The organism is Kitasatospora sp. NPDC089797 (assembly GCF_040684795.1).
Taxonomy (GTDB): domain Bacteria; phylum Actinomycetota; class Actinomycetes; order Streptomycetales; family Streptomycetaceae; genus Kitasatospora.
On the sequence record NZ_JBFBGS010000041.1, the window covers coordinates 24,366 to 45,845 of the forward strand.

At 74.0% G+C, this 21,480-nt stretch carries 14 protein-coding genes; 5 read left to right on the forward strand and 9 right to left on the reverse strand.

Going from position 1 to position 21,480, the window contains the following annotated elements; genetic code table 11:
- Positions 1 to 38 precede the first annotated feature (38 nt).
- A complete protein-coding gene (locus AB0O91_RS28855) occupies positions 39 to 539 on the forward strand; it encodes an FBP domain-containing protein (RefSeq protein ID WP_363438954.1) in 501 nt (166 codons plus the stop codon).
- A gap of 48 nt (positions 540 to 587) precedes the next feature.
- Here the strand turns inward: AB0O91_RS28855 and AB0O91_RS28860 are convergent, their stop codons facing one another.
- The 3 genes from AB0O91_RS28860 to AB0O91_RS28870 form a co-directional block, all read right to left on the reverse strand.
- The gene (locus AB0O91_RS28860) at positions 588 to 1,628 is read right to left on the reverse strand and encodes a GntG family PLP-dependent aldolase (protein ID WP_363439042.1); all 1,041 of its coding nucleotides are present in this window, start codon (positions 1,626 to 1,628) and stop codon (positions 588 to 590) included.
- Positions 1,629 to 1,690: 62 nt separating this feature from the next.
- On the reverse strand, positions 1,691 to 2,932 hold the full coding sequence (locus AB0O91_RS28865) for a cytochrome P450 (protein WP_363438957.1): 1,242 nt from the start codon (positions 2,930 to 2,932) through the stop codon (positions 1,691 to 1,693).
- Positions 2,929 to 4,788 carry a non-ribosomal peptide synthetase gene (locus tag AB0O91_RS28870; protein ID WP_363438960.1) on the reverse strand — a complete coding sequence of 620 codons (1,860 nt, stop codon included), beginning with the start codon at positions 4,786 to 4,788 and terminating at the stop codon, positions 2,929 to 2,931. The genes AB0O91_RS28865 and AB0O91_RS28870 overlap by 4 nt, the downstream gene beginning before the upstream one ends.
- Positions 4,789 to 5,232: 444 nt before the next feature.
- On the opposite strand from AB0O91_RS28870, the gene AB0O91_RS28875 reads away from it, so the two are divergent.
- Both AB0O91_RS28875 and AB0O91_RS28880 read left to right on the forward strand, forming a co-directional pair.
- Positions 5,233 to 6,510 carry a SidA/IucD/PvdA family monooxygenase gene (locus AB0O91_RS28875; RefSeq protein WP_363438962.1) on the forward strand — a complete coding sequence of 426 codons (1,278 nt, stop codon included), beginning with the start codon at positions 5,233 to 5,235 and terminating at the stop codon, positions 6,508 to 6,510.
- A gap of 19 nt (positions 6,511 to 6,529) precedes the next feature.
- On the forward strand, positions 6,530 to 7,183 hold the full coding sequence (locus AB0O91_RS28880; RefSeq protein ID WP_363438965.1) for an FMN-binding negative transcriptional regulator: 654 nt from the start codon (positions 6,530 to 6,532) through the stop codon (positions 7,181 to 7,183).
- Between the two features lie 81 nt (positions 7,184 to 7,264).
- On the opposite strand, the gene AB0O91_RS28885 is transcribed toward AB0O91_RS28880, so the two are convergent.
- The 3 genes from AB0O91_RS28885 to AB0O91_RS28895 are packed head-to-tail and all read right to left on the reverse strand — an operon-like array spanning position 7,265 to position 11,278.
- Positions 7,265 to 7,477, reverse strand: coding sequence for an MbtH family NRPS accessory protein (locus tag AB0O91_RS28885; RefSeq protein WP_363438968.1), 213 nt, complete (start codon positions 7,475 to 7,477; stop codon positions 7,265 to 7,267).
- A 40-nt stretch (positions 7,478 to 7,517) separates the two neighbouring features.
- Positions 7,518 to 8,906, reverse strand: a complete 1,389-nt coding sequence (gene glyA / locus AB0O91_RS28890; protein ID WP_363438971.1) for a serine hydroxymethyltransferase — start codon at positions 8,904 to 8,906, stop codon at positions 7,518 to 7,520.
- A gap of 17 nt (positions 8,907 to 8,923) precedes the next feature.
- Entirely contained in the window at positions 8,924 to 11,278 is a 2,355-nt protein-coding gene (locus AB0O91_RS28895) for an amino acid adenylation domain-containing protein (RefSeq protein ID WP_363438973.1), read from the reverse strand.
- 299 nt (positions 11,279 to 11,577) lie between these two features.
- Between AB0O91_RS28895 and AB0O91_RS28900 the strand changes: the two genes are divergently transcribed.
- Together AB0O91_RS28900 and AB0O91_RS28905 are read left to right on the forward strand one after the other, a co-directional pair.
- The gene (locus AB0O91_RS28900) at positions 11,578 to 12,954 is read left to right on the forward strand and encodes a condensation domain-containing protein (RefSeq protein ID WP_363438976.1); all 1,377 of its coding nucleotides are present in this window, start codon (positions 11,578 to 11,580) and stop codon (positions 12,952 to 12,954) included.
- Positions 12,954 to 15,350 (forward strand): non-ribosomal peptide synthetase, encoded by a 2,397-nt coding sequence (locus AB0O91_RS28905; RefSeq protein ID WP_363438979.1) that lies wholly within the window; start codon positions 12,954 to 12,956, stop codon positions 15,348 to 15,350. Before AB0O91_RS28900 ends, AB0O91_RS28905 begins: the two co-directional genes overlap by 1 nt.
- Positions 15,351 to 15,413: 63 nt before the next feature.
- On the opposite strand, the gene AB0O91_RS28910 is transcribed toward AB0O91_RS28905, so the two are convergent.
- Genes AB0O91_RS28910 through AB0O91_RS28920 form a run of 3 tightly spaced genes read right to left on the reverse strand, consistent with a single transcriptional unit; the run spans position 15,414 to position 21,470 of the window.
- Complete coding sequence (locus AB0O91_RS28910; protein WP_363438982.1) at positions 15,414 to 16,952, reverse strand: AMP-binding protein; 1,539 nt, start codon at positions 16,950 to 16,952, stop codon at positions 15,414 to 15,416.
- Between the two features lie 22 nt (positions 16,953 to 16,974).
- Positions 16,975 to 18,159, reverse strand: coding sequence for an FAD-dependent oxidoreductase (locus AB0O91_RS28915; protein ID WP_363438986.1), 1,185 nt, complete (start codon positions 18,157 to 18,159; stop codon positions 16,975 to 16,977).
- The gene (locus tag AB0O91_RS28920) at positions 18,156 to 21,470 is read right to left on the reverse strand and encodes an amino acid adenylation domain-containing protein (protein ID WP_363438989.1); all 3,315 of its coding nucleotides are present in this window, start codon (positions 21,468 to 21,470) and stop codon (positions 18,156 to 18,158) included. Before AB0O91_RS28920 ends, AB0O91_RS28915 begins: the two co-directional genes overlap by 4 nt.
- Positions 21,471 to 21,480 lie beyond the last annotated feature (10 nt).

The following is a 21,480-nucleotide window of genomic DNA, read 5'->3' on the forward strand; positions in this document are numbered from 1 at the left end:
GGGGGTCGCCCGCGCGGCAGTCAACTACGCTCTGGTGAATGCGTCCACTTGCCGAGAATGAAATCCGCGAGTCATTCGTCAACTGCACGAAGGGGGAGGCGCGGCGACTCAGCATTCCCCGCAACCTCTCCGAACTCCCTTGGGACGACCTGGACTTCCTGGGCTGGCGGGATCCGGGCGCGCCGGACCGCGGCTACCTGGTGGCCCTGCGGGGCGAGGGGCTGGTGGGGATCACCCTGCGCGCGCCGAACGTCCGGCGCAGCCTCACCAAGACCAACGTGTGCTCGCTCTGCATCACCATCCACGGCGGCAGCGGGGTGGCCCTGCTCTCCGCCCGCCGGGCCGGTGCCGCCGGGCGCGAGGGGAACACCGTCGGCACCTACATCTGCGCGGACCTGGCCTGTTCGCTGTACGTGCGCGGCAAGCGGCGGTCCGCCTCGGTGAGCCGGCCGGAGGAGTCGCTGTCGCTGGAGGAGCAGGTCGCGCGGACGGTCGGCAACCTGGACGCCTTCGTGGGCCAGGTGCTGCAGACGGCGTGAACCCGGGCGTCCGGGGGCCCGGCCGGGCCCCCGGGGCCGGGGCGCCGGTCAGCCCGCCGCCGGGCCGTCCTTGAGCACCCGGGCCACGATCGCGACGGCCGCGTCGACGTCCTCGGCGCCCACCCCGTGGTGGACCACCGCGCGGATCCGGCCGTGGCCGAACTCGGTGACCGCCAGGCCGTGTCCGGTCACCGCGTCCAGGAAGGTGCGCCAGCTGAACCGCTCGTCGGTGACCTCGAAGATCACGATGTTGGTCCGGACGGTGTCGACGTCCAGCGCCACCCCCGGGAGCACCGCCAGGCCCTCGGCCAGCCGCCGGGCGTTGGCGTGGTCCTCGGCCAGCCGGCCCCGGGTGTCCAGCGCGACCAGGGCGGCGGCCGCCAGCAGCCCGGCCTGGCGCATCCCGCCGCCGAGCATCTTGCGCAGCCGGCGGACCTTCCCGACGAACTCCGCGCTGCCCGCCACCATCGAGCCGACCGGCGCGCCGAGGCCCTTGGAGAGGCAGAACTGCACCGAGTCGACGTGCGCGGTGATCTCCGCGACCTCCACCCCGGCGGCGATCGCCGCGTTCACCACCCGGGCGCCGTCCAGGTGCACCGCGACCCCGCGCCCGTCGGCGAAGCGGCGCACCTCGGCCAGGTAGTCCAGCGGCAGCACCACGCCGCCGCAGCGGTTGTGGGTGTTCTCCAGGCAGATCAGCGCCGGCAGCGCGAACTGGGGGTCCTCCGGGTCGTCCGGGAAGGCCGCGGCGAGGTCGGCGAGCGCGATGGTGCCGTCCGGCCGGTTGGGCACCGGCTCGTAGACCACCCCGCCGCAGACCGCGGCGCCGCCCGCCTCGTACAGCCAGATGTCGCTCTCGGCGCCGACCACGGCCTTGCTGCCGCGCGGGGCGTGGGCCATGATCGAGGCCAGGTTGGCCATGGTGCCGCTCGGGAAGAAGCAGGCCGCCTCCTTGCCGGTCAGTTCGGCGGAGCGGCGTTCGAGCTCGTTGACCGTCGGGTCCTCGCCGTAGACGTCGTCGCCGAGCTCCGCCTCGGTCATCGCGGTGAGCATCTCGGGCGTCGGCAGTGTGAAGGTGTCACTGCGCATCTCGATCACGGCGGGGGTGTCCTCTCGTTCCTGGGCGGTGCGGGGGCGGCGCTGCGGGGTGGTCAGCGCAGCCGGGCGGTCACCGGGAGGTGTTTGATCCCGGCGATGAAGTTGGAGGCCAGGTGCTCGACCGGGCCGGCCGGCTCGAACCGCTCCACCAGGGCGGTCAGTTCGGCGAAGAACTCGCCGAGGGCGATCCGGGCGAGCGGGGCGCCGACGCAGTAGTGCGGGCCGAAGCCGAAGGCGACGTGCCGGTTGGGGGTCCGGCCGACGTCGAAGCGGTACGGCTCGTCGAAGACGCCCTCGTCCCGGTTGGCCGAGCCCAGCCAGGCGACCACGGCCTCCCCGGCCCGCACGGGTTCGCCGCCGAGCCGGGTGTCCTCGGTCGCGTAGCGCATCGCGTGGGTGGCCGGGGAGGCCCAGCGCAGGCCCTCCTCGACGGCCGACGGGATGCCCGCCCCGCCGTCGAGCAGTCGCCGGTACTGCTCGGGGTGCTCCAGGAAGGCGTGCACCGTGGTCGCGATGACGTGCGGCGCGGTGACGTTGGCGCCGAGCAGCACGTTGTAGCAGTTGTAGATGACCTCGTCGAGCCGGATCGTCCGGTCGCCGACGGTGAGCTGCTGGAGCAGGCCGACCAGGTCCTCGCGCGGGGTGCGGTCGGCCGCCACCTCGGCGAAGTAGTCGAAGAGTTCGTGGTGGGCGGAGACCAGTTGGTGGCCGCCCTCCTCGTCCCGGGAGGACGGGTCGGCGGGGGCGATGGCGACCGTGGTGAGCCGGGTCAGTTCCGGCCAGTCGGCCTCGGGCAGGCCCATCAGGGCGCCGGTGAACATCATCGGGAAGGCGGTCATCGCCGCCGCCAGGTCCCACGGTCCGCCGCCGGCCAGCGGCTCCAGCAGCGACCGGGCCATCCGGCGGATGGCCGGGCGGCGGGCGGCGAGTTCGCGGGCGGACAGCGCCTGGGCGACCGGGCGGCGCAGGTAGCCGTGGACCGGCGGGTCGCTGGCGACCATCATCCGGTCGGCCGCCGGGTCCTGCTCGCCGAGGACGGAGAGCATGTTGCCGCGCCGCGAGGTGAACAGCGCGTGGTCGCGCAGCACGGCGCTGGTCTCGGCGTGGGTGGTGACGGAGACGTAGCCGCGGCCGTCCGGCACGGTGAGCCTGGTCACCGGGGCCTTGGCGCGGTAGTGCCGCCAGACCGCGTGCGGGTCGCCGGTGGCGTAGAACTGCGGGTCGCTCAGGTCGACCTGCTCGGGGTCGGCTTCGGGCGCGGCGCCGGGGGTCGGGCCCGGGACGGTGATCCTCACGGCGTCGCCCCGCGCCCGGCGGCCGGCCCGGCCCCGGTGGCGGGTTCCGGCCGCTGGGCCCTGATCTGCTCCGCCAGCCCGGCGACGGTCGGGTTGAGGTAGAAGACCCGGGCCCGGATCACCGCCTCGAACTCGGCGGTGATCTCCCGGGTGATCCGGCTGGCGGTCAGCGAGTGGCCGCCGAGGTCGAAGAAGTCGTCGTCGACGCCGACCGGTTCGACGTCGAGGACCTCCTGCCAGAGCACGGCGAGCCGGCGCTCGACCTCGTCCCCGGGCTCGCGGTAGGGCACCTCGCCGTCCGGGCGGGTGCGGCCGCGCCGGGCGGCGAGGGCCGGCCGGTCGACCTTGCCGTTGGGCTTGAGCGGCAGCCGGTCGACCCAGACCAGGGCGGAGGGGATCATCGCGGCCGGGAGGTCCACGGCGAGCGTCCGGCGCAGCTCCACCGAGGAGACGGCGTAGGGGCCGCTGTAGAAGGCGACCAGCCGGCGGTCGCCGGGCCCGTGGTCCTGGAGGACGACGGCGGCGTCCAGGACGTCCGGGTGGCGGCGCAGCCGGGCCTCGATGTCCTCGGACTCGATCCGCACCCCGTTGACCTTGAGCTGGCCGTCGGCGCGCCCGGCGAACTCGAAGGTGCCGTCGGGGGCGCGCCGGGCGAGGTCGCCGGTGTCGTACATCCGGGCGCCGGGGACGCCCGCGAACGGGTCGGGCCGGAACCGGTCGGCGGTCAGGCCGGGCAGGTCGAGGTAGCCGTGGGCGAGGCCGGCGCCGTTGACGAAGAGCCGCCCCACGGTGCCGTCGGGCACCCGCTCCAGCTCCCCGTCGAGGACGACCATGCCGGTGCCGTCGATCGGCCGGCCGATCGGCACGCCGCGGTCGCCGAGCGGTGCGCGGACGGGGTGGGTGCTGGTGAAGGTGGTGTTCTCGGTGGGGCCGTAGGCCGCGGACACCAGGGTGCCGGGCAGGGCGGCGACGGCGCGGTCGACGTGTTCGGCGGAGAGCACCTCGCCGCCGGTGAGCAGCGCGCGCAGCGCGGGCAGGTCGGTCAGGCCCACCTCGACGGCCTGGTGGAACAGGGCGGTGGTGAGGAACAGCACGGTGGTGCCGGTGTCCCGGACGGTCTTGACGATCTCGGCGGGCCCGAGCCGGCCGGCCGGGGCGAGCGCCAGGCAGCCGCCGTTCAGCAGGGCGCCCCAGATCTCCAGGGTGGAGGCGTCGAAGGCGACCGGGGCGAGCTGGAGGAAGACGTCGTCGGCCCGGGCCCCGAGGAAGCCGGAGTCCAGCACCAGGCGCAGCACGGCCCGGTCCGGCACGCAGACGCCCTTGGGGCGGCCGGTGGAGCCGGAGGTGTAGGCGACGTAGGCGAGGTCCTCGGGGCTCCGGTCCGCCGGGGGCGCGGTCGGCCCGGCGGCGGATCCGCCGCCGGCGTCGGGCCGGTCGGGGCCGTCGGCGGCGTCGAGGACGTCCAGGAGGTCGAGCTGGTCGAACTCGCCCTCGATCCGGTCCCGTTGGGTCCGCCCGGTGACCAGCAGCGACACCCCCGCGTCGCCGAGGATGGTGCGCAGCCGGGCGATCGGGTCGCCCGGGTCGACGGCGACGTACCCGGCACCGGCCTTGAGGACTCCGAGCAGGGCGGTGATCAGCCCCGGCGAGCGTTCCAGCAGGACACCGACCCGGTCGCCGCGGCGCACGCCGCGGGCGCGCAGCCGGGCGGCGAGGGCCTCGGCGGCCGCGTCCAGTGCGGCGTAGTCGAGGTCGCCGTCCTCGGAGCGGACCGCGGTGGCCTGCGGGGAGGCCGCCGCGACGGCGGCGAAGCGGCCGGCGAGGGTCCACCCCTGCGGGGGATCTGACTCGGTCATGCCCGGTGATTCCAACATGGTGCGGTCGCGGATCCCTTCGCGCGAAACCTTGCCCTTGTCAGTGCCCTGGTCAGTTCTTGACGAGAAGTCAGTGAATGGAGTTCGGATAGTCGGTGACGAACTCATTTGTCGAGCGGCCGACTTGGGGTACGGCTATGCCCACCTCGAACGCTTCGGATGCTATTCAGCGTGACGATGCGCCGTCAAGGGTGGGCCCGGTGAAACTCCGACATCAAGGGCAACTCCCCACCAGCGATCGGGATTTCCCCCATTTGCTTGCACAGCCGGTGGGGCAGCTCCTACTGTCATGGAGTGATCAGGAGCGGCGGAAGAGTGCTGCCCCGAGCACCGTCATCGGTCGACCGGACCGGTCGTCGACCCAGACAGGCCATCCCCAAAAGGGAGAGAGCAGGGAAGTCCGTGGGTGAGCGGCAACGTTCCGGCGTGGTCGCCGGAACCGGCATCGTCGACGTGGCCGGAATCGGCTTCGGTCCCTCGAACCTGGCCCTCGCGGCCGCCATTGCGGAGATCGCCGGCGGAGCCCCGGTCACCGCGCGCTTCTTCGAGGCGCAGCCGCGCTTCGGCTGGCACCGGGGCATGCTGATCGAGGGCGCGACCATGCAGGTCTCGTACCTCAAGGACCTGGTGACCATGCGGAACCCGACGAGTCCGTACTCGTTCCTGTGCTATCTGCACGCCAAGGGCCGGCTGGCCGATTTCATCAACACCAAGACCCCCTACCCGCTGCGGGTGGAGTTCCACGACTACCTGGAGTGGGTCGCGGAGAGCTTCGCGGACCTCGTCTCGTACGGCACCCGGGTGGTGGCGGTGGAGCCGGTCGGCGGCGAGCAGGGGGTCGAGTTCCTCGACGTGGTGTACCGGGCGCCGGACGGCACCCGGCAGGTGCAGCGCGCCCGCAACCTGGTCGTGGCCGCCGGCATCGAGCCGCGGCTGCCCGCCGAACTGCCCGCCTCGGAGCGGATCTGGCACACCGCCCGGTTCCTGCCGGAGGTGGACCGGATCGCGCCGCAGGACCCCCGGTCCTTCGTGGTGCTGGGCTCGGGCCAGAGCGCGGCGGAGGCGATCGAGCACCTGCACGGGCGCTTCCCGCAGGCGCAGGTGCACGCGGTGCACGCCCGCTACGGCTTCAGCGTCGCCGACGACAGCCCGTTCGCCAACCAGGTGTTCAACCCGGAGGCGGTGGACCGTTTCCACACCGCCCCGGACGACGTCCGACAGCGCCTCATCGATTATCACGCCGGCACCAACTACTCGGTGGTGGACGCCGATCTGCTGCACTCGCTGTTCCAGCAGTCGTACCTGGAAAAGGTGGCCGGAAATCCCCGGCTGAATTTCCACAACGTGTCCCGGGTCCGCGAAGTGTCGGAAACTCCGGACGGCCTTCGGATCGACGTCGAATCGCTGTCCTCCGGCACCAGCACCATCATCGAGGCGCAGGCGCTGGTGTGCGCGACCGGATACACCCGCGTCGATCCGGCCACCCTGCTGGACGGGGTGCTGCCGCACTGCCGGCTCGACGACCGGGGGCGGCTGCGGCTCGACCGGGAGCACCGGGTGGTGACCGACGAGAGCGTGCACTGCGGGATCTACGTCCAGGGCTTCGGCGAGCACAGCCACGGGCTCTCCGAGACCCTGCTCTCGCTCTCCGCGGTCCGGGCCGGCGAGATCGGCGACATGCTCGTCAAGGCACTGTCCGGCTGACTTTCTTCGAGGAGGACGAGTGTTCACGCCGAAGCTCTACCAGGTGGACGGGGACGACTGGCCGCTGCGGGTCATCGAGCGGCACCCGCTCGCGCTGCTCACCAGCAACGGTGACCCGGTGCCGAACGCCACCCACGTGCCGGTCATCGTGCCGCCCGGCACCGCCCCCGGGGACCCGCTCCCGGGCATGCGCCTGTGGTCGCACATGACCCGGGTGAACCCGCACCTCCAGCAGTTGGCGGCCGACGGCGGCGGCCCGGCCAAGCTGGTCTTCCACGGCCCGAACGGCTACGTCACGCCGACCCTCTACTCGGCCGCGATGGTCTCGCCGACCTGGAACTACGTGGCGGTCCACCTCGAGGGCACGGTCGACCTGGTCGACGGCGACGAGACCCTGACGATCGTCCACACCACCGCGCAGACCCTGGAGGACCGCTTCGGGGACAAGCTGCCGCTCGCGCCCTCGCTGGAGTACCACCGGCAGATCGTCGGCGCGGTCTGCGGCTTCCACTTCACCGTGACCAGGGTCGACGTGATGTTCAAGCTGAGCCAGGAGAAGGACGCCGAGGTCCGGCAGCGGGTGATCGACCGCTTCTCCGGCAGCGGCTCGGGACTGCACCGGGAGGTGGCCGACACCATGCGGGCGCTGCGGCTCGGCGATCCCGTGGACTGAACTCCCCGGCCGGGCCGGAGGACCAGGAGGCCCGGAGCGGTGTCACCGCTCCGGGCCTCCGGCGTGCTCCGTCCGGGCCGGTCAGCCCTGCGGACCGTCCATGGCCCGCCGCAGGCTGGCCGGGCGCATGTCCGTCCACACCTCGGCGATGTGCTTCAGGCACTCCTCGCGGGTGCCCTCGAAGCCCTCCGCCCGCCAGCCGAGCGGGAGTTCCCGCCCGGTCGGCCAGACCGAGTACTGCTCCTCCTGGTTGAGGACCACCTGGTAGCGGCGGTCGTCGTCGGGCTCGCTCATGTGTGTTTCCTTCCGGTCGGGCTCGGGCCTCGGAGCTGACTCAGCCGGCGACGTAGCCGGGCAGGGGGAACTTGGCCGCCAGTTCGGCGACCTGGGAGGAGACCGCGTACCGGACGTCGTCCGCGAGCCGGTAGGTGCGCGGGCCCAGCGGGGTGACGGCGGACAGCACGGTGTCGATCAGTTCGGCGCAGCGCGCCGCCTCGGCCCCGGACATCCCCCGGTGCGCGGCGCTGTTGGAGCCGAGCCGCACGCCGCCGCCGACCAGCGGCGGGGTGGTGTCCCCGGGCACCCGGTTCTTGTTGACCACGATCCCGCACTCCTCCAGCGCCTCCTCGGCCACCAGCCCGCTGAGCCCGCGCCCGCGCAGGTCCACCAGGACGGTGTGGTTGTCCGTCCCGCCGGAGACGATCGGGTAGCCGCGCCGGCCGAGTTCGGCCGCCATCCCGCGGGAGAACGCGACGATCCGCCGGGTGGTGGCGGCGAACGCCGGGGTGGCCACGATGGCCAGCGCCCGCGCCTTGGCCGCGATGCTGTTGAGCGCCGGGGCGCCCTGGTAGTACGGGAAGATCGCGCGGTTCAGGAAGGCGGTGAGGTCGCCGTTCCCCTTGGGCGCCGGGGCGTCGTGGTCCCGGCCGACCAGGATCAGGCCGCCGCGCGGGCCGAACAGCTGCTTGTGGGTACAGGCGGTGGTGATGTGGGCGTGGTCGACCGGACTCGGGTGCAGACCGGTGGCGACCAGGCCGGCGACGTGCGAGATGTCGGCCATCAGGTAGGCGCCGACCTCGTCGGCGATCGCCCGGAAGCGGGCGAAGTCGACGACCCGGCTGTAGGCCGTCGCCCCGCAGATGATCACCCGGGGGCGGTGCTCCCGGGCCAGCTCGGCGACCCGGCCGTAGTCGATCAGCCCGTCCGCGTCCAGCCCGTACCCGACGGCGTCGAAGTACTGCCCGGCGTAGGCGGCCGGGCTGCCGTGGGTCAGGTGGCCGCCCTCGGCCAGGGTCATCCCCAGCAGGGTGTCCCCGGGGTTCAACAGGGCGGAGAGCACCGCGTAGTTGGCGGTGGTCGCCGAGTGCGCCTGGACGTTGGCGTAGCGGGCGCCGAAGACGCTCCGGGCGCGTTCGATCGCCAGGCTCTCGATGTCGTCGATCACGGCGCAGCCCGCGTGGTAGCGGCGGCCGGGGTAGCCCTCGGCGGTCACGTTGACGGCGGTGGAGGCCTGGGCGGCCAGCACCGAGGGGTCCACCACGCTGGAGGAGGCCACCAGGGAGAGGGTGTCGTTCTGCCGGGCCTGTTCGCGGGCCAGCGCCCGGTGGAGTTCCGGGTCGTCGGCGGCGAGCCGCTCGGCGCCCGCGACCAGCAGGTCGCGCACGGTGTCCTCGGCGTCCTCGGCGTCCTCCGGGGCGCGGCCGGGGGCGGGTAGGGCTGTCATGGGGGGACCGTCCTTCGTCAGAGCGGCCGGGCGAGTTCGCGTGCCAACTCGGCCACGGTGGGAAAGTCGAACAGGGTCCAGACGTCGAGGTCCACTCCGAGCGCGGCCCGGATCCGGGTCGCCAGCTTCACGGCGGCCAGCGAGTGCCCGCCCAGTTCGAAGTAGTCCTCGTGGAGGCCGACCTCGGCGACGCCCAGGGACTGGGCGAACAGCGCGCGCAGGGCGGCCTCCAGGTCGGACCCGGTGTGCTCGGCGTCCCCGGCGTCGTCGGCGGGGGGCCGGGTCGGGTCGGTGGTGTCCGCCGGACCGGCCGGCCGGGCGAGCCCGGCCAGGGCGCGGCGGTCGAGCTTGCCGTTGGTCGAGGTGGGCAGCGCCGCGACCGCGGTGAACTGCTTCGGGACCATGTAGCCGGGCAGCAGCCCGGACAGCGCGGCCCGGCACTCCTCCGGGTCGAAGGCGTCCGGCCCGGTCGGCACCACGAAGGCGGTCAGCCGCCGGGCATCGCCGTCGCCGACCGGGAGCACGGCGGCCTGGCCGACCCCCGGCTGCCCGCGCAGCACCGTCTCGATCTCGCCGGGTTCGATCCGGAAGCCGCTGATCTTGACCTGGTCGTCGAGCCGCCCGAGGTACTCGATCTGCCCGTCGGTGCGGTACCGGGCGAGGTCGCCGGTGCGGTACAGCCGGCCGCCGGGGGTGAACGGGTCGGCGACGAACCGCTCCCGGGTCAGCTCCGGCTGCCCGTGGTAGCCCGGGGCGACCTGCACGCCGCCGATGCACAGTTCGCCCGCCACCCCGACCGGCACCGGCTCCAGGTGGTCGTCGACCACGTACAGCCCGGTGTTGGCGATCGGCCGGCCGATCGGCACGTCCCGGCCGGCGAAGTCCTCGGCGGCCCGCCAGTGCGAGACCTCGATGGAGGCCTCGGTCGGGCCGTAGAGGTTGTGCAGTTCGCAGTCCAGGCGCTCGAAGAAGGTGCGGACGGTGGTGGGGGCGAGCGCCTCACCGCTGGCGAAGACCAGCCGCAGACCGGCGCAGTGCTCGGCCAGTCCGTCCTCCTCCAGGAAGGCGTCCAGCATCGAGGGCACGAAGTGGACGACGGTGACGCCCCGCTCGCGGATGGTCCGCTTGAGGTAGCGGGTGTCCCGGTGGCCGCCCGGGCGGGCCACCACCAGGCAGGCGCCGGACACCAGCGGCCAGAGGAACTCCCAGGCCGAGACGTCGAAGCCGATCGGGGTCTTCTGCAACACCCGGTCACCGGGGCCGAGTTCGAAGGTCTGCCGGCGCCAGTGCACGGTGTTGAACACGCCCGCGTGGCGGTTCAGCACGCCCTTGGGGCGGCCGGTGGAGCCGGAGGTGTAGATCAGGTAGACCGGGGTGTCGCCGGTGATCGCCGGGCGGCCCGGGGCCGGCTCCACCGACTCCACCGGCTCCTCCACAGCCTGGCGCACCGTCAGACCGCCCAGTGCGTCGAGGTCCTCGGGCCGGCACAGCACCGTGCCGGCGCCGGAGTCCTCGATCATGTAGCGCACCCGGTCGGCGGGCAGTTCGGGGTCGAGCGGCACGTACGCCAGACCGGCCTTGAGCACACCGAGGAGCGCCACCACCAGCTCGATGGAACGCTCCAGGTGGATCCCGACGAAGCCGGTGGTCGCGGCCGCGTTCAGCCGGCGGCTCACCAGGCCCGCCCGGCGGTCGAGTTCGGCGTAGCTGAGGACCTCGCCCTCGAACTCGACGGCCGGGGCCGCCGGGGTGGCCCGCACCTGCTCCTCGAAGGCGGCCACCACGGTCGAGTCCGGATAGGGCGTCCGGGTGCCGTTCCAGTCGGTGAGGATCCGTTCGCGCTCCTCCGCCGAGCCGAACCGGGCGCGGCGGGCCGGTGCGTCGGGGGCCTCGACCAGCGCCGCCAGCAGCCGGGCGGCGTGCTCCAGCACCCGGTCGACGCTGGTCCCGCCGAGCAGCTCCGGGTCGTACGCGGCCTCCAACACGGCTGTGTCGGTGCGCAGTCGGACCGTCAGCGGGGCCTCCGGGACCTCGCCGGAGCGCCCTTCCAGCGACTCCCAGATCCGCCGCAGGCTCGCGTCCTCCGCGACCGCGACCCGGGCCTCGCCGTGCGCCGAGGTGACCACCACCTCGTCCTGCCCGCTGTAGTGGTGCAGCAGCACCGCGAGCACGGCGGCCAGCCCGGAGTCCGGGCCGCCGTTCAACTCCTTCGCCAGGCCCAGGAATCGAGCGAGGATCGGCGCCGGGACCGGATGCGTACGCGAACTGCTGCGACTGAACGGCCGATTGGCGATCCACCGATCGCACGGCAACCGCACCATGCCCACGGGCGCCGTCGTGACGACGCCGTCGGCGCCGTGTGTGCCGGTCATTCGCGACTCCCGAAGTGAACATGCACCGGACAGGTTCGAGATCAAGGGATACCGCAGTCGCGGAGGTATGACAACCAACTCCTTTTGCTCCTGGAGTTTTCCGGCCCACCCCCGGGGAGGATCTTCCGCAGAGTGCGTACGACTGACAGACTGGGCGGTGATCGCCCGCCGGCGCGCACTCCCTCCCCCCTCCCGGCGCGGCCCGGGGACCCCGGTGGTGTTCGGGGGCGGCCTCCCGGTGTCCGACGGAACGTCCCGGCCCCTCCGGACGTCCCGACCCCCTCAGCGATGGGAGCACGATGCCCGGTTCCGTCGGCGCGACCGACCCGGCCGAGCGGTACGAACTGTCCTCCGGTCAGGAGGCGTTGTGGATGTTCGAGCAGCTGGCTCCCGGCACCGCCGCCTATCACGTCCCGCTCGCCTTCCGGCTGCGCGGCGCGCTGCGGCCCGAGCTGCTGCGGGAGGCGCTGACCCTGGTGGTGCGCCGTCAGGAGGTGCTGCGCACCGCCTTCCGGGAGGACGACGGCGAGCCGTACCAGCTGGTACTGCCGCCCGCCGAGGCCGAGTTGCCGCTCTCCGGGACGACCGACGGCGCGGAGCTGGCGGCCGCGCTGCACCGGGAGGCGCGCGCACCCTTCGACCTGGCGGCCGGTCGGCCGTTCCGGCTGCGGCTGTTCCGGCTCGGACCGCAGGACCACGTGCTCAGCCTGGTGATGCACCACATCGCCACCGACGGCTGGTCCCTGCGGCTGTTCACCGACGAGCTCTCCGCCGGGTACGCGGCACTGCTGGCCGGAAAGGACCCGGCGGCGGTGCTGCCGGAGCTGCCGGTGCCGTACCGGCGGTACGCCCGGTGGCAGCGGGAGTGCTTCCGGGGGGCGGAGCTGGAGGAGCTGCTCGCCCACTGGGAGGAGGAGCTGCGCGACGTCCCGGCCGTCGACCTGGCCGCCGGACGGCCCCGCCCCCGGCGGCCGTCCTTCGCCGCCGACCGCCTCGTCGTCCGGCTCGACCCGGAGCTGCACCGCGCGCTCACCCAACTCGCCCGGGCCGCCCGGGTGTCGCTGTTCCCGCTGCTCGGCGCGGCCTTCGCGGTCGCCCTGACCGAGCGCACCGGACGCCCCGACACCGCCTTCGCCACCCTGCTGGCCGGCCGCGGCGAGCCCGAACTGGAGCCGCTGATCGGCTACTTCGTCAACATGGTGGTGCTCCGCGCGGACCTCGCGGACGACCCCGCCTTCGTCGAGCTGGCCGCCCGGCTGAACGCCGCCGGGCTGCGGGCCATCGACCACGAGGTGCCGTTCGGCACCGTGGTGCGCCGGCTCGCCCCGGCCCGCCGGCCCGGGCGCAACCCGCTGGCCCAGGTCACCCTGCAACTGCGCACCGGCGGCAGCGCCCCGGGCCGCCCGGAGCTGCCGGGCGTGGTCTGCGAGGACGTCGACCTGTACCCCGGGCAGCACGCCTTCGACGCCACGGTGACCTTCATCGAGGACGGCCCGGACTTCCTGCTCAGCATCGAGTACTCGACCGAGGCGTTCGACGCGCCGTGGGCCGCCGCGCTGGCCGACCGGCTGCGAGGCCTGCTCCGGGCGGCCGTCGACCGCCCCGGCGCCCGCGTCTCCCGGCTGCTCGCCGCCGTCGCCCGCCCCCCTCACGAACCCGACCAGGGAGCCTCCTGATGACCGAGCACGCCGATCCCGTCCTCCCGGTGCTGTGGAGCGAGCGCACCGGGATCGTCGAGTCCGAGCCGCTGAGCGGCCCGCGGGCGGCCGCCCCGGCGGACCTCGCCGCCGCGCTGGCCGCGCTGGTGCTGCGCTACGGCGGGGTGCGGCCGGTCACCGTCTGGGGCCGGACCGACCCGGAGGAGGGCTGGACCGGATGGCGGATCGAACCCGCCGAACTGGCCGGAACCGGTTCCTCCACGCCCACCCTCGGGGCCTGCCGGGCCGCCCTCGCCCGGCACCTGACCGGCTTCGCGGACGGCTCGGAGCCGTCCGCCGTGGAGCTGTCCGTCGACCCGCAGGGCTCGCCCGCGGTCTTCGTCCTCTCCCCCGCCGACGGCGGCTGGACCCTGCGGCTGCGGGCCGCCGCCCGGCCGGACGACGCGCAGGCGCCCGCCCGGGTCGCCGCCCACCTGGCCGCCTACCTCGCCGCCCCCGACGACCTGCGGATCGACCAGGTCGAGCACCTCACCGCCGCCGAGCGCGCGCTGGTGACGGAGGTCAACCGGCCGGGACCCGCCCTGGCCGCACCGGTCTGCCTGCACCACCGGGTGGCGCGGCAGGTCGCCGCGGACCCGGACCGCACCGCCGTGGTGCAGGGCGCGCTGAGCCTCAGCTACGGCGAACTCGAGGCGCGGGCCGACGCCCTGGCCGCCCGGATCGCCGCGCACGGGGTCGGGGTCGGCGGGCGGGTCGGCGTCGCGGCGACCCGCAGCGCGGAGCTGGTGGTGGCGGCCTACGCGGCGCTGAAGACCGGCGCGGCCTTCGTCCCGCTGGACCCGATGCTGCCCGCGCACCGCCGCGAGGTGCTGCACCGCCTGGGCCGGGTGGACGTGGTGGTGGCGGACGCCCAGGGCGTCGCCAACACGGCGGCGGACACGGCGGCGGACGTGCCGGCGGACGCGCCGGTGAGCGCGCCCCCGGTGATCGCGCTCGGCCCGGTCGAGGACCTGCCGACCGCCCCGCCCGGCTCCTTCCCGGACGCCCCGGTGACCGGCCGGGACCTCGCCTACGTGATCTTCACCTCCGGCTCCTCCGGCGAGCCCAAGGGCGCCCTGCTCGACCACGTCGGCCGGACCAGCATGATCCTCGACCTCAGCGCCCGCTACGGCCTGGGCCCCGGCGACCGCATCCTCGGCGTCTCCTCGCCCAGCTTCGACATGACGGTCTACGACATGTTCGCCGCGCTGATGACCGGCGCCACGCTCGTCCTGCCCGAGCGAGGCCGGGAGAACGACGTCGAGCACTGGGCCGAGCTGGTCGAACACGCCGGGATCACCGTCTGGCACTCCGTCCCCTCCTCGCTGGCGCAGTTCCTGCGCGTCTGGGGCACCGGCCGGACCGGCGCGCTGCGGGCCTTCCTGCTGGGCGGCGACTGGATCCCGCTGGCCCAGCCGGAGGCGACCCGCAGGGCCTTCCCGCAGGCCCGGTTCATCAGCCTCGGCGGCGCCACCGAGGTCTCGGTGGACAGCACCTACTACGACGTGGCGGCCGTCGACCCGCGCTGGCGCTCGATCCCGTACGGGCGCCCGATGACCAACCAGAGCGCCTACGTGCTGGACGCCTTCGGCCGGCCCGCCGCGGTGGACCAGCTCGGCGAGCTGTTCCTCGGCGGGCTGGGTGTCGGCTGGGGCTACCAGGACCGGCCCGCCTTCACCGCCGAGCGCTTCCTGCCCGACCCGTTCTCCGCCGTCCCCGGCGCCCGGCTGTACCGCACCGGCGACCTGGCCCGGCTGCGCGCGGACGGCGAACTGGAGCTGATCGGCCGGGTCGACCACCAGGTGAAGATCGGAGGAGTGCGGATCGAGCTCGGCGAGATCCAGTCCTGCCTGCGCGAGCACCCGGCGGTGACGGACGCCGTCGTGGTACCGGTGCGCGACGCGGCGGGCATCGCCCAGTCGCTGGCCGCCTACGTGTCGGTGACCGGCGCGGCCACCCCCGAGGAGCTCCGCGCCCACCTCGGCGAGCGGCTGCCGGAGAGCATGGTGCCGGCCCGGGTGTACGCCCTCGCCGAGCTGCCGGTGAACCAGAACGGCAAGATCGCCCGGCCGGAGCTCGAACGGCTCGCCGCCGAGGCCGCGGCGCCGCTGCCCGCGTCCGACCCGGCCGTGCGCGCGGCCGTCGGCGAGACCTGGCACGAGGTGCTGGGCCTGGCCGAACTCCCGGACGCCGCCGCGTCGTTCATCGACCTCGGCGGCAACTCGCTGGCCGCGATCCAGGTCGTCGGCCGGCTGAACCGCCGCTTCGGCACCGCGCTGAAGGTGGCCGACCTGATCGCCGCCGACACCGTCGCCCGGGTCGCCGCCGTCGTCACCGAACGCCGCGGCACCGGCACCCGGCCGTCGCTGCGCTGACCGGCGCCGGGTAGCTCGGGAAGGGCCGGCCCCCGCGGGGACCGGCCCTTCCCGACGGACGGGTCAGCGCTCGGCGAGCGTGCGGGCCACCGCGTCCCGGTCGACCTTGCCGCTGTGGGTGCGCGGCAGGGCGGCCACCGTGGAGAAGGTGCGCGGGATGTACGGGTCGGGCAGGTTGCGGCGCAGCTCCGCCGCCGCCCGGGCCCCGTCCAGCGGCTCGGCGCCCGCCTCGACGGTCACCGCGCAGTGCAGCGAGCGCGAGCCCTGCCCGTCGTCCAGGGCCACGCACACGGCGGCGGAGACGGTCGGCAGCTCCAGCAGCCGCACCTCGATCTCCAGCAGGTTGACCCGGTAGCCGCGGATCTTCACGTCCTTGTCGCGGCGGGCGAGGAAGGTCACCACGCCGTCCGCCAGCCGGACCAGGTCGCCGGTGCGGAAGGCCTCGGTGTGCCCGTGCGGGGTCGGCTCGACGGTGACGAAGCGCTTGGCGTTCAGCTCCGGCTGGTTGAGGTAGCCGGGCGACAGCGGGGCGCCGGCCACCAGCAGTTCGCCGACCTCCGGCTCGGCCGGGTCCAGCGGGTCGATCAGCAGCTCGCAGCCCGGCAGCGGGCCGCCGATCGGCGGCAGGGCGGGCCAGGAGTCGCTGGGGCCGGTGAGGGTGTGCGCGGTGACCATCGCGGACTCGCTCTGCCCGTAGTGGTTGTTCAGCCGGGCCCGCGGCAGCCGGGCGAACAGCGCGCGGATGTCCGGCGTGCAGACCAGCTGCTCCCCGGCCGCGTTGACCTCGGCGAGCGCCAGGTGGTCCAGCGCGTCCTCCTCGGCGGCGGCCACCGCGAGCATCTGCAGCGCGACGTACGGCAGGAAGAGCCGCTCGATCCGGTGCTCGCCCAGCCACTCCAGCAGCTCGAACGGGTCCTGCCGCAACTCCTCCGGGACGACCACCAGGGTGCCGCCGCCGCACAGGGTGCCCAGCACCTCCTGGAAGGAGACGTCGAAGTTGAGCGGGGCGAACTGGGCGGTGCGCAGGTCCGGCCGGACGGAGTGGTGGTGCTGCCAGTCGGCCATGACGTCCAGGCAGCTGTGCGGGACGGCCACGCCCTTGGGCAGGCCGGTGGAGCCGGAGGTGTAGATGATGTACGTCCACAGCCCGGGCCGGCAGTCCACCGGGGCCACGTCGCCGCGGACCGGCAGGCCGGAGATCGGCAGGCTCGGCACCGGGACGTCGAACTCCGGCTCGTCGTCCGCGTACAGCAGCAGGCCGGCACCGCTGTCCTTGAGCATGTGGGCGAGCCGGGCCGCCGGGTACTCGCGGTCCAACGGCAGGTAGGCGGCGCCCGCCCACATGGTGCCGAGCATCGCGGCCACCACGGCGGCGCTGCGCCGGCCGGTGACCGCGACCCGGTCCTCCGGACCGATCCCGGCCGCGGCCAGGCCCTCGGCGATGCCCTTGACCCACGCCAGCAGCTCGCCGTAGGTCAGGCTCAGCTCGCCGTCGACCACGGCGGTCGCACCGGCCCGGGCGAGCGCCTGCTCCTCGAACGCGGCCAGCAGGCACGGCGGTCGGGACTCGCCGCCCCAGAGCGAGAGCGGAGCGGGACTCATGGCGGTTCCTCCAGGGGTGGGGTCAGAAGTCGTCATCGTCGTCGAGGCCGTCGTCGTCGAACAGCTCGTCGATGCCGAGCATCCCGGCGACGACCGCGAAGTAGCGGGCGGTCAGTTCGGGCGACTCGCCGATCTCCCGGAGCATCCGCAGCCGCGCGGGCGTGACGGTGAGCCTCGCCAGTTCCAGGGTGCTCTGGTACGGCTCGGTCAGCTCCTCGTCGCGGCGCCGGGTGAACCGGGCCAGGGCCGCCGGGTCGTCCACCCGGTCGGTCAACTCCTCCGCCAGGAAGGCGGCTTGGAGCAGGCCGTTGGTGATCCCGCGGGCACTGATGGTGTCCAGGTGGTGCCCGGCGTCGCCGACCAGCACCCAGCCGGGGCCGTGCCCGCGCCGGAAGTAGTTCTGCTGGTCGCCGGTGCCGAGGATCGGCTCGACCTGCTCGGCCTCGGTGAGCTGCTGGTACAGCCCGGGCGCGGTGGTGCGGACGGCCGCCAGGTGGTGCCGGAACGGGTCCTGCCGGATCTCGGCGAAGCGGTCCTGCGGGAAGTAGGTGGAGATCAGGGTGACGTCGTCGTGGGTCGGGATCCGGACGATCCAGTTCCCCGGGCTCTCGTGGAAGCCGAAGCCGGTGCTGATCCCGGCCCAGCCGGTGTAGTACACGCAGCTGGCCCGCGGATCGCTCACCTCGAGCGGCGCCCCGACCAGTTGGGCCACCTTGGAGCGCATCCCGTCGGCCCCGACCACCAGTCGGGCGGCCTCGGTGCGCACGCCGCCCGCGGTCCGGAACCGGACTCCGGTGACCCGGCCGTCGGTGTGCACCAGCTCCTGGAGGTTGGCCCGGTCGACGAACTCCACGCCCGCCTTGACGGCCGCGTCGACCAGCAGTTGGTCCAGCACCGCGCGGCGCGGCGCGAAGGCGGCCGGCGCGCCCGGCAGCTCCGGCGCCGGCGAGGCCAGCCGGACGCCGCCGACCTCGTAGTCGATGGTGTCCAGCACCGGGCAGCCGGAGTCCAGCAGCGCCGGCAGCACGCCCCACTCGGAGAGCCGGGCCACGCCGGGCTGGTGGATGTAGAGGGTGGACATGGTGTCCGAGGGGAACGCGGCCCGGTCGATCAGCAGGACCTTGCGGCCGCTGCGGGCCAGCAGCAGCGCGGTGGCGGCGCCCGCGACCCGGGCACCCACCACCACGGCGTCCCAGCCGCCGCTCACCGCCCGGCACCCGCGGGCCGGGCGTCCGCGGCCAGCTTCGCCGTGACCAGCTCCTCCAGCGTCCGCGCCGTCGCCCGCACCGTCGGCTCCGAGTAGAGCGTGACCAGCGGGAACTCCACGCCGAGCCGCTGGCGCACCCGCGCGGTGAACCGGGTGGCGATCAGCGAGTGGCCGCCGAGCAGGAAGAAGCCGTCCTCCGCGCCGATCCGCTCGACCCCGAGCAGCTCCTGCCACACCCCGGCCACGAACTGCTCCGAGGGCGTCCGCGGCGCCTCGCCGCCGTCCGCCTGCCCGCCGGCCGGCGGCTCGGGCACGGTGAGCGCCCGGCGGTCCACCTTGCCGTTGGCGTTCAGCGGGAAGGCGGCCTCGACCACCAGCTGGGCGGGGATCATGTAGTGCGGCAGCCACTCCTTGAGGTGCTCGCGGACGGCCTCCAGGCCCGGCGGGTCGGCCGGGTCAGCGGCGGTGACGAAGGCCACCAGCCGCTGGGCCGGGCCCTCGGTGACCACCACCACGGCCTCCCTGACCCGCGGGTGCCCGAGCAGCGCCGTCTCGATCTCGCCGAGTTCGACCCGCATGCCGCGGATCTTGACCTGGTGGTCGCTGCGGCCGACGAAGCGGAAGCCGCCGTCGGGGTGCAGGAAGCCCTGGTCGCCGGTGCGGTAGAGCCGCCCTCCGTGCCCGCCACCGGGCAGCAGGGACCCGTGCCGGGGCGGGAACGGGTCGGGCAGGAAGGCCCCGGCGGTGCGGGCCGGGTCGTTGAGGTAGCCGCGGGCCAGGCCGAGGCCGCCGATGTACAGGTCGCCGATCACGCCGACCGGCACCGGGCGCAGGTCGCGGTCCAGCACGTGCACGGTGTTGTTGTCGAAGGGGCGGCCCAGGTTCACCGGCCCGGTGGCCGTCTCGTCGGCCGGGCCGCAGGTGTGGCAGGTCGAGTCGATGGAGACCTCGGTCGCGCCCCAGGTGTTGTGCAGCGCGCCCGGCAGCAGCCGGTGGAAGCGTTCCACCGTCGCCGAGGTGAGCGCCTCCCCGCTGGAGGTGGTGTTCCGCAGCCGGGGCGGCACCCGGTCGGGAGCCTGCTCGACCAGGTCGAGGATCGCGTTCAGCATGCTCGGGACGACCTGGAGGTACACCGACCCGTAGCGGGTGGCGGCCTCCAGCACCGCCACCGGGTCCCGGTGGCGGCCGGGTTCGAGCACCGCGACCCGGCCGCCGACCGACAGCGGCCAGAAGATCTCCAAGGCGGCGTCGTCGAAGGTCAGCGTGGTCTTGTGCAGCACGGTCTCGCCCCGGGCCAGCCGGTGCTTGCGCTGCATCCAGACCATCCGGTTCACCCAGCCCCGGTGCCGGCTGGCCACGCCCTTGGGCATGCCGGTGGAGCCGGAGGTGTAGTAGAGCGAGACCAGGTTCTCGGGGTGGGGGGCGACGGGTGCGGCCGGGGACTCCGCGATGTCGGAGGGAGCGGTCCCGGCCTCCGCGTGCTCGGACGGCGCGTGCTCGGAGGGCGCGGTCGGGTCGACGGTCTCCACACCGACCGAGGCCGCGTCGATCTCCGCACCCTGCTTCCGCTCCGCCAGCAGCACCGGCGCGGCGGCGTCGGCCAGGATCTGCCGGATCCGGGCGGGCGGGCTGGCCGGGTCCAGCGGCAGATAGGCGCCGCCGGCCTTGAGGATGGCGAGCAGCCCCACCACCAGCTCCACCGAGCGCTCCAGACAGATGCCGACCGGCCGCTCCGGGCCCACCCCCCGCGCCCGCAGCTCCCGGGCCAACGCTTCGGCCCGGACATCCAGTTCGCGGTAGCTCAGCCGGGCCGATTCCGCCACCACCGCGATGTCGTCCGGGGTGCGCCGCGCCTGCGCCTCGAACAGCTCGTGCAGGCAGGCGTCGGCCGGGAACTCGGCCGCCGTCGCGTTCACCTCGCGGTCGAACCCTATTTCCGCCGCGGAACGCAGGTCGATTCCGGCCAGCGGGGTCTGCGGATCGGCCAACGCCCCCTCCAGCAGGGCGCGGTAATTCGCGCCGAGCCGGGCGATCGTGGCCTCGTCGAAGAGGTCGCTGTCATAGGCGATGATGCCGGAGACGGAACCGTCCGCAGCTCGTGCGAGGTCGAACTCCAGGTCCGTCTGGACGAATCCGGTCGGCACGTTCCAGCGGGCCGTCCGCAGGCCGTCCAGCGGAAGCGTCGGCGCGGCCTCCTGGTGGTATCCGAATACCGCCTGAACCAGCGGGGAGTGGCCGAGCGACCCCTGACTGTCCGTCACCTTGACGATTTCGTCGAAAGGCACCGACTGGTTGCGGAATCCGCCGATGAACGTCGCTCGGCAGCGCTGGAGATACTCCGAGAAGCTCTCGCCGTTCCGGCTCCGGCTGCGCAGCGGAAGGATGTTGACGAAGAATCCGACCGTCTCGTCGAGGGCGGCGTCGTCCCGGTTGGAGACCGGCGCGCCCACCACCACGTCCCGCTCGCCGGTGTAGCTGTGCATCAGCAGGGTGAAGGCGGCCAGCAGCACCACGTAGTCGGTGGTCCGGTGGCGGGCCGCGGTCCGCCGCACCCGCTCGGCCAGGTCGGCGTCGAGGGCGAAGTCCAGCAGTTCGCCGCGGAAGCGCTGACGGGCCGGGCGCGGTCGGTCCAGCGGGAGTCGCAGCAGGTCGGGGGCGTCGGCCAGGTGCTCCGACCAGTAGGCGAGTTGACGGTCCGCCAGGCCATCGGCCAGCCGCTCGGCCAGCGCGACGCCGTACTCGGCGTATCCGGTCCCGCCGTCCGTCGCCGCCCCGCCCTCCTGCTCCCGGGCCGCCTGCTCCCCGGCTGCCTGCTCCCCGGCCGTCGGTGCGCGGCCGGCCGACGCCTCCGCGTAGCCCCGGCCGAGCTCCGCGACGATCACCGCGTTGGACCAGCCGTCGGTGACGATGTGGTGCAGGTTCAGGAGCAGCGTCCACTCCTCGTCCGCCGACCGGAACAGCCGGAAGTCGAAGACCCCCGGGCGCTCCAGGTCGAACGGCGTCGCGGCGGCCTCCCGCACCCGGGCCCGGAGGGAATCCGGATCCCCCCTCAGGTCGTGCACGGGAAGGCTGAACTCCAGGTGATCGTGCACCACTTGCACCGGCTGGTCGTCCCGTACGGAAAATCCGGTCCGCAGCGCGGCGTGCCGGGATATCAGTGCACGGATTGACTGTTCCAGCGCCGGGACGTCGAGTTCCCCCCGGATCTCGTGCGCCACCGGCCCGTTGTAGAGCGGGAGCCGGGGATGGAGGCTGTGCAGGAGCCACAGCCTGCGCTGTTGCGGCGAGATCGGAACGACACGCTCGGGCATGGGTTGATCC

Excerpts from the sequence above, each read along its gene's own strand:
- AB0O91_RS28855 (WP_363438954.1), top strand. The coding sequence starts at position 39 with ATGCGTCCACTTGCCGAGAATGAAATCCGCGAGTCATTCGTCAACTGC.
- AB0O91_RS28860 (WP_363439042.1), bottom strand. The coding sequence starts at position 1,628 with ATGCGCAGTGACACCTTCACACTGCCGACGCCCGAGATGCTCACCGCG.
- AB0O91_RS28870 (WP_363438960.1), bottom strand. The coding sequence starts at position 4,788 with ATGACCGAGTCAGATCCCCCGCAGGGGTGGACCCTCGCCGGCCGCTTC.
- AB0O91_RS28885 (WP_363438968.1), bottom strand. The coding sequence starts at position 7,477 with ATGAGCGAGCCCGACGACGACCGCCGCTACCAGGTGGTCCTCAACCAG.
- glyA (WP_363438971.1), bottom strand. The coding sequence starts at position 8,906 with ATGACAGCCCTACCCGCCCCCGGCCGCGCCCCGGAGGACGCCGAGGAC.
- AB0O91_RS28895 (WP_363438973.1), bottom strand. The coding sequence starts at position 11,278 with ATGACCGGCACACACGGCGCCGACGGCGTCGTCACGACGGCGCCCGTG.
- AB0O91_RS28900 (WP_363438976.1), top strand. The coding sequence starts at position 11,578 with ATGCCCGGTTCCGTCGGCGCGACCGACCCGGCCGAGCGGTACGAACTG.
- AB0O91_RS28905 (WP_363438979.1), top strand. The coding sequence starts at position 12,954 with ATGACCGAGCACGCCGATCCCGTCCTCCCGGTGCTGTGGAGCGAGCGC.
- AB0O91_RS28910 (WP_363438982.1), bottom strand. The coding sequence starts at position 16,952 with ATGAGTCCCGCTCCGCTCTCGCTCTGGGGCGGCGAGTCCCGACCGCCG.
- AB0O91_RS28920 (WP_363438989.1), bottom strand. The coding sequence starts at position 21,470 with ATGCCCGAGCGTGTCGTTCCGATCTCGCCGCAACAGCGCAGGCTGTGG.